This window comes from Streptomyces sp. UH6 (assembly GCF_013421635.1).
Lineage (GTDB): Bacteria > Actinomycetota > Actinomycetes > Streptomycetales > Streptomycetaceae > Streptomyces > Streptomyces abyssomicinicus.
Map to the genome: position 1 here is coordinate 1 of NZ_JACADT010000194.1, position 7767 is coordinate 7767.

The window sequence follows — 7767 nt, forward strand, 5'->3', positions numbered from 1 at the left end:
GGCGAGGTCGGCCTGACCACGCGTGCCGTGTGGACGGACGTACTGGCCGAAGCGGTCGAGGGCGGCCGGGGCGCGTACGTGCTCGAGCTGTCCGAGGTCGCCTTCGTGGACGTGGCGGGGGCCGAGGCGCTCGCCGCCGCCGCGCGCCGCCTGGAGACCGGCCGCCGCATCGTCCTGCACAACCCGCCGAGGGCCCTCAGCCGGGTCCTGGAGATGTACTGGCCCGGCCTGCCGGGGATCGAGGTGCCGACGCCGTGAGTACCGTGACCGAACCCTTCGTGCACCCGGCCCTGTTCTACGGGAACACCGACGAGTACCTGGCCGGCTGCCTCTCGTTCGTCCGTGAGGGACTGGAGCGGGGCGAGCCGGTGGCCGTCGCCGTGCCGTCGTACAACCTGAAGCTGATCGAGGCCGGGCTCGGCGAGGACGCCGCGCGGGTACGTTTCCTCGACATGCAGCAGGCCGGGCGCAACCCGGGCCGCATCATCCCCGGCGTGCTGCGCGCCTTCGCCGACTCCCACCCGGGCGCCGGCCGGGTCCGCCTGATCGGCGAGCCGATCTGGTCGGGCCGCTCGGAGACCGAGTACCCGGCGTGCGCCCAGCACGAGGCGCTCATCAACCACGCCTTCACCGGTCGTGCGGTCAGCATCCTCTGCCCGTACGACACCGGCCGGCTCGACGAGCGGTCCCTCGCGGACGCCTACGTCACCCACCCCGTGGTGATCGACGGCGCCGGGCGGCGCAGCGACAGCCCGGCCTACGACCCGGACGGCCTGGTCGCCCGCTACAACCAGCCCCTGCCGGCCGCGCCCGGCGGGATCCGCCTGACGTACGACTACGACGCCGGGACCCTGCCCACCGCCCGGCACCGCAGCGTCGCCGAGGCCGCCCAGCTGGGGCTGGCCGGGGAGCGGCTGGACGACTTCGCGCTGATCGTGGCCGAGCTCACCACCAACAGCGTGGTCCACGGCGGGGGCCGGGGAACGGTACGACTGTGGTCCGAGGAGGACCGGCTGGTCTGCGAGGTCCGCGACGCCGGACACCTGACCGACCCGCTGGCCGGCCGCCGCCCCGCCGGGCGGGACCAGATCGGCGGACGCGGTCTGCTCACCGTCAACCTGCTGGCGGACCTGGTGCGGATGCACACCGACGGGTACGGCACCACGATCCGCGTGTACCTGGCCCTGTGACCCGGTGACCCGGTGACCCGGTGACCCGGCGGCCCGCGGCCGGCCTCCGGCCGGGCCGGCCCTCCGGCCGCCGACGGCCCGCCCGCCGGCGCCGGGTCAGCCGGCCAGCGGGTTGAGGACCATCGGCTCGATCCTGCCGTCCAGCATGGCGCCCAGACCCTGCACGGCGCAGACGTCGGGACGCTCGGCGATGTGCACCGGCATGCCCGTCGCCTGGCGCAGCATCTGGTCGAAGCCGGGCAGCAGGGCGGTGCCGCCGACCATCATGATGCCGCGGTCGGCGAGGTCGGCCACCAGGTCCGGCGGGCAGTCGCGCAGGACCTTGCCGATGCCGTCCAGGACCGCCGTCAACGGCGTCTGGATCGCGTTGCGCACCGCCGCCGTGTCCACCTGGACCGACCGGGCCAGGCCGGTGGCCACGTCACGGCCGTGGATCTCGGTGGTGGCCGGGCCGTGCGGGGTGAGCCCGTTGCCGGACAGGGCGAGCTGGAGGGGGCGCACCGACTGGCTGGGCAGCACCAGCTCGTGCTGGTGGCGCAGGTGCTGGACGATCGCGTTGTCCACCGCCTCGCCGCCGACGGAGACCCGCTCCGCCGTCACGATCGACCCCAGCGACAGCACCGCCACCTGGGTGGCCGCCGCCCCGCACACCATGATCATGGTGGCCTCGGCGCGCTCCACCGGCAGACCGCATCCCACGGCGGCCGCGATCAGCGTGTCCACCAGCTCCACCCGGCGGGCGCCGAGCCCCACCAGCGTCTCCACGGTGGCGCGGCGGGCCAGCGGGCCCGCGTCGTGCGGGGTGCAGGCCGCCGCCCGCAGCCGGGGCTTGCGGCGCAGGACGCGCCGCGTCTTCTCACCGATCAGATGACGCAGCATCCGCTGCGCCATCTCGATGTCGATCACCGTGCCGCCGGAGACGGGACGGACCGTCTTGATGTAGGACGGGGTGCGGCCGGTCATCTGTTCCGCGAGCTCACCGACCGCGATCAGCGCGCCCGTCCGGGTGTTCACGGCGGCGACCGAGGGCTGGTCGACGACCAGACCGGCCCCCTTGACGTAGACGCGGGTCCGTGCGGCGCCGAGGTCCACGGCGAAGTGGCAGCGGCGCAACTGGTCGAGGTTGGCGGTCACTTGGGGAACCTCCCGGATGCGGTGGGCGACGCCCGGCCGGCGCCCCTCTGAGGCATCCTGCGAGTCCGGGGCACGCGGCGCCCGCTGGGACCGCCCGGCCGTGTGCGGTCCTAACGGGTGGCCGGCCACCCGCGCACGGCGTGTCGTGCGGCGCGGCAACCCGCGTGGGACCACGGGGAAGGCGGGTTCCCGTCACGGCGCAATCCCGCCCGCCGGTCTTGACCTGACGGTGACATAAGCCTGCCAAGAATCTTCGGGAAGCGCCCGTCACCTCCCGGCGGCCGCTGGACGAAGAGAGGGTAGATGAGCCCCCATTTCGCACGTCCCCGTTCCCCCCGCAGAACCGTCGGCCTGGTCGCCGCCTGCCTCGCCTGCACACTGCTGGCACCGGTCACGCCCGCCGGAGCCGCTCCGCTCCCCGCGGGCGGTTCCCCCGCGGCGGCCCGTGCCGCGTCCGCCGCCGCCCACACCGTCACCCTGGTGACGGGCCACCAGGTCACCGTCACCGAACTCGGCGGCGGCCGCAGGACCGTCGAGGTGCAGGCGCCCGAGGGCGCCACCGGCGCGGTGCGCACCGACGTGGTGGACGGCAACGTCCTGGTCGTCCCCGAGGAGGCCGAGTCCCGCTTGCGGGACGGCCGCCTGGACCGGCGGCTCTTCGACGTCACCGGCCTGATCGAGCAGGGCCTCACCGACGCCAGGACCGGTGAACTCCCCCTGATCGTCACCTACGGCAAGGGGGCCCGGACCACGACCCCCCGGGGCGCCGACCGCGAGCGGTCGCTGCCCAGCGTCCGGGGCGCGGCCGTCACCGCCGACAAGGGCCGCGACTTCTGGAAGGCCGTCACCCGCCAGGCGGGCGTGGAAGGCGTCTGGCTGGACGGGCGGGTCGAGGCCACGATGGCCGAGAGCAACGCGCAGATCGGCACCGAGGCTGCCTGGGACGCCGGGCTGACCGGCGAGGGCGTCACGGTCGCCGTGCTGGACACCGGTGTCGACGTCTCCCACCCCGACCTGACGGGCCGCGTCGCGCAGTCCCGCAGCTTCATCGAGGGCCAGGAGGTCGCCGACCGCGACGGTCACGGCACCCATGTGACCTCCACCGTCGGCGGCAGCGGCGCGGCCTCCGGCGGCAGGGAGAAGGGCGTCGCGCCCGACGCCACGCTGGCCGTCGGCAAGGTCCTCGACGACTCCGGCTCCGGCAGCGAGTCGCAGATCATCGCCGGCATGGAGTGGGCCGCGCGCGACGTCGGCGCGAAGATCGTGTCCATGAGCCTGGGGTCCCAGGAGCCCAGCGACGGCACCGACCCCATGGCACAGGCCGTCAACACCCTCTCCCGCGAGACCGGGGCGCTCTTCGTCATCGCCGCCGGGAACACCGGCACCCCGTCGTCCATAGGCTCGCCCGGCGCCGCCGACGCCGCGCTGACCGTCGCCGCCGTCGACCACGAGGACACGCCCGCCTACTTCACCAGCGCGGGCCCCCGGTCCGGCGACAACGCGCTCAAGCCCGACCTGGCCGCGCCCGGCGTCGACATCCTCGCGGCCCGCTCCACCCTGTCCGAGGGCTCCGGCGACTACGTCGCCCTCAGCGGCACCTCCATGGCGACCCCGCACATCGCCGGGGTGGCCGCGCTGCTGGCCCAGCGCAACCCGGACTGGACGGGCGAACAGCTCAAGAACGCCCTGATGTCCACGTCGAAGCGGCTGGACGCCTCCGCCTACACCCTCGGCGCCGGCCGGGTCGACGTGCCCGCGGCGGTGGCCGCGTCGGTGACCGCGACCGGCAGCGTGGATCTCGGCTTCCACAGCTGGCCCTACGAGGAGAACACCCCGACGACGAAGACCGTCACCTACACCAACTCCGGCGACCGCGACGTCGTGCTCGACCTCGCGGTGGAGGGCGGCTCGGGCGTCGCCGGCCTCGCCGACACCCGGCTGACCGTGCCCGCGCACGGCACCGCCTCCACCACGGTGACCGGCGACGGCACCGACGCGCCGGTGGGCACCACCAGCGGGCGGATCGTCGCCTCCGCGGCCGGCGAACCCGTCGCCCACACCGCCTTCGGCCTGGTCAAGGAGGAGGAGCGCTACTCCTTGACCGTCCACGTCAAGGACCGCGAGGGCAAGCCGGCCGCCGCCGGCCTGTCGGTGCAGAAGCTGGCCGCCGGAAGCTGGCCCGAACCCGCCTTCACGGGCGACGACGGCACGGTCGAGCTGCGCCTGCCCCCGGGCACCTACAGCGTCGACACCTTCCTCGACGTCACCGGCGCGCACGGCCCGGACTCGCTGGGCCTCGGTCTGCTCGCCGCACCCGAGATCGACCTCGACCGTGACCGGGAGATCACCCTCGACGGCACCGGGCTGCGCGAGATCGAGGCGAAGGTCGACGACCGCACCGAGACCCGGCAGCTGATCATGGAGTTCGCCCGTGAGGCCAACGGCCTCTCGGCGGTCGCGGCCCTCCAGATCCCGATCCGCTACGACACCGTCTACGCCGCCCCGACCCGCGAGGTCACCGAGGGGACGTTCGAGTACCGCACCCGGTGGCGGCTCGGCGAGCCCGCGCTCCAGGTGCGCGGCGTCGGCGAGACGGTTCCCCAGGCCGGAGCACCCCTCGTCGACGGAGACCTGCGCCTGCGGCTGGCCGACGTGGGCACCGGCCCGGTCACCGCGGCCGTCAAGGGCAAGGCCGTCCTCGCCACGATCGGCGACGACACCGACCTGCCGGCCCTCGCCCGTGCCGCGCACGAGGCCGGAGCGAAGATGCTGTTCGTCACCGACGACCGGCCCGGCCGGCTCAGCCTCTGGGCCGGCGACCTCGTCACTGGCGCCGAGGCCCCGCTGCCCGTCGCCTCGCTGAACGCCGCCGACGCCGAACGGCTCCGTAGGAGCGGCACCGTCAAGGCCGAGGGCACGCCGAACACCCCGTACGTCTACGACCTGACCCAGGGCCACCGGGGCGCGATCCCGGACCGCAGCCTGGTGTACGCCCCCGACCGCGACGACCTCGGCCGGGTGGACGTGGCGTTCCACGCGACGCGGCCGAGCGACGCCGGCAGCGAGTTCCGCTACTCGATCACCGACACCTTCCCGGTCGGCGTCGGCTTCCGCGAGCGGGTTGCCTACCCGCACCGCCGCACCGACCACGTCACCGTCGAGGAGGGCCTCACCTGGCACGAGGTGGCGATGATGAACAGCGAGACGCTGGAGCAGCGTTCCGGTCTGGTCACCTACCGGGCGGGCGACCGGCACGAGCGGAACTGGTTCCGGCCCGTCTGGCACCCCTGGATGGGCGAGGGCCTCGGCTGGGGCCAGACCCGTGAGGGCGACTCGATGGCCTTCAACGTCCCCGGCTGGGGCGACTCCGGCCCCGACCACACCGGCTTCGGCGACGTCTGGAACGACGCCTCCGGCATGACGCAGGTGACCGAGGCGTACGCCGAGGACGGCACCCTGCTGGGCCGCGTCCAGGGCAGCGGCCTCAACGTGTGGGAGGCCCCCGCCGAGGAACAGACCTTCAAGCTGGTCACCGACACCACCCTCGACCCGGAGAAGTGGGACCTGTCCACCCGGGGCCACGGCGAGTGGACCTTCCGCTCCGGGACGACGGACGGACAGGTCACGATGCCGCTGCTCAACCTGGGCTTCCACGTCACCACCGACCTGTCCGGCGACATCCGGGCGGGGCAGCGGGTGCCGGTCTCCATCAGCGGCTCGTACGTCGACGGCGCGAGCGGGACCGGAAAGCTGAGGTCCGGTGAGCTGGAGGTGTCCTACGACGACGGCGCCACCTGGCGGAAGGTGGACCTGCGCCGCGACGGCGGCACCTGGCGCGGCACCCTCTCCGCGCCGCGCGGCACGGACCACGTCTCGCTGCGCGCCGAGGTCCGCGACGACAAGGAGGGGTCGGTCCGCCAGGAGATCCTCCGCGCCGTCGGCGTGAGGTGACCCGGACGGATCCCGCGTGAACGACGGCGGCGCCGCCTCCCTGGGACGGGGAGACGGCGCCGCTGTGCGTTCCGCTTCCGGCGGCTCGCCGGGTCGGCGTCAGACCAGCCAGCCCAGGAAGTGGACGATGCAGGCGAGCGCGTCGGTGATGACGTTCATGGGGTACTACTCCTCGGGACATGTGTGCTTGCTCGGGACATGCGCCGACCTCCGGTCTGCAGCCCGCCGTCGGCACACCGTGAGCATTTCTTCCCACAAGTGGTTCGCGCGGGCGTATGAACGTGGATCACCTGATCAAGGGAGCGGCAGAACAGGTGTCCAATACACGCTTCCGTCCAGCGCGCGCTTCATCACCTTGCCCATGTCGTTGCGGGGCAGCGCGTCGATCAGCCGGACCTCCCGCGGGCGCTTGTGGGGCGCCAGGCGGGCCGCCACATGGCCGGTCAGCTCCTCGAAGGCCGGTGGCGACTGCGGGTCGGCGGGGACGATCCAGGCGACGATCCGTTCGCCCAGGTCCTCGTCGGGCGCCCCGGTGACCGCGGCCTCGGCGACCGCGGGATGCTCCAGCAGGGCGTTCTCGATCTCGCCCGCGCCGATCTTGTAGCCACCGCTCTTGATCAGGTCGGTGGCCCGCCGGCCCACGATCCGCACCGATCCGTCGGGCTCGCGCACCGCCATGTCGCCGGTGCGGAACCAGCCGTCGGAGGTGAAGGCGGAGGCGGTGGCGTCCGGGCGGTTCAGGTACTCGGTGAAGAGGTTCGGGCCGCGGACCTGGATCTCCCCGACGCTCTCGCCGTCCGGCGCCGGGAGTTCGGTGCCGTCGTCGTCCACCAGCCTCAGCTCCACGCCGGGCAGCGGGACCCCCACCGTCCCGGCGGCCGCGGGGCCGGGACCGGTGTCGGCGCGGACGCTGGTGTTCATCAGCGTCTCGGTCATCCCGTACCGCTCGATCACCCGGCGGCCGGTGGCGGCCAGGATCCGCTCGTGGTCGTGGACCGGCAGGGCGGCCGAACCGGACACCAGCAGCCGGGCGGCGGCCAGCCCCTTCGCCAGCTCCGGCTCCCCGGGCAGGGCCTCGGCGATGCGGTGGTACATCGTCGGCACCCCGAACAGCATGGTGGCGCCCGCGTTCAGTTCCCGGCCCACCCCCACCGTGTCGAACCGGCCCAGGTGCCGCAGCGAGCCGCCCTGCCGCAGCGGGCCGAGCGTCCCCAGCACCAGGCCGTGCACGTGGAAGAGGGGGAGGGCGTGCACCAGCAGGTCGTCGGCGGTCCAGGCCCAGGCGTCGGCCACGGCGTCCAGGGTGGCGGCGACCGCCCGGCGGGGGATCACCGCGCCCTTGGGCGGTCCGGTCGTGCCGGAGGTGTAGACGACCAGCGCCGCGTCGAGGGGGCCGGCGGTGTCCGGCGCGAGGGCGGTGCGGGTCCAGGGATCGACGTCCAGACGCTCCAGCCCCGCCGTCGCCTCGGGCAGACGGGTCCGGGGGGCGGCC

The 7767-nt window shown here is 74.1% G+C and carries 5 protein-coding genes; 3 read left to right on the forward strand and 2 right to left on the reverse strand.

Features of this window, described 5'->3' with window-relative positions:
- A partial coding sequence (locus HW445_RS12480; RefSeq protein WP_180221097.1) for an STAS domain-containing protein occupies window positions 1-258 on the forward strand: 258 nt, incomplete at its 5' end.
- Window positions 255-1190 carry an anti-sigma factor RsbA family regulatory protein gene (locus tag HW445_RS12485; protein WP_180221098.1) on the forward strand — a complete coding sequence of 312 codons (936 nt, stop codon included), beginning with the start codon at window positions 255-257 and terminating at the stop codon, window positions 1188-1190. The genes HW445_RS12480 and HW445_RS12485, both read left to right, overlap by 4 nt.
- 96 nt (window positions 1191-1286) lie before the next feature.
- Here HW445_RS12485 and HW445_RS12490 read toward each other — a convergent pair whose 3' ends face one another.
- Window positions 1287-2324, reverse strand: coding sequence for a rod shape-determining protein (locus HW445_RS12490; RefSeq protein ID WP_180221099.1), 1038 nt, complete (start codon window positions 2322-2324; stop codon window positions 1287-1289).
- Between the two features lie 303 nt (window positions 2325-2627).
- On the opposite strand from HW445_RS12490, the gene HW445_RS12495 reads away from it, so the two are divergent.
- Window positions 2628-6275, forward strand: coding sequence for a S8 family serine peptidase (locus HW445_RS12495; protein ID WP_180221100.1), 3648 nt, complete (start codon window positions 2628-2630; stop codon window positions 6273-6275).
- 294 nt (window positions 6276-6569) lie between these two features.
- Here HW445_RS12495 and HW445_RS12500 read toward each other — a convergent pair.
- Window positions 6570-7767 (reverse strand): AMP-binding protein (locus HW445_RS12500; protein ID WP_180221101.1); only part of this gene is annotated, 1198 nt, incomplete at its 5' end.

Excerpts from the sequence above, each read along its gene's own strand:
- HW445_RS12495 (WP_180221100.1), top strand. The coding sequence starts at position 2,628 with ATGAGCCCCCATTTCGCACGTCCCCGTTCCCCCCGCAGAACCGTCGGC.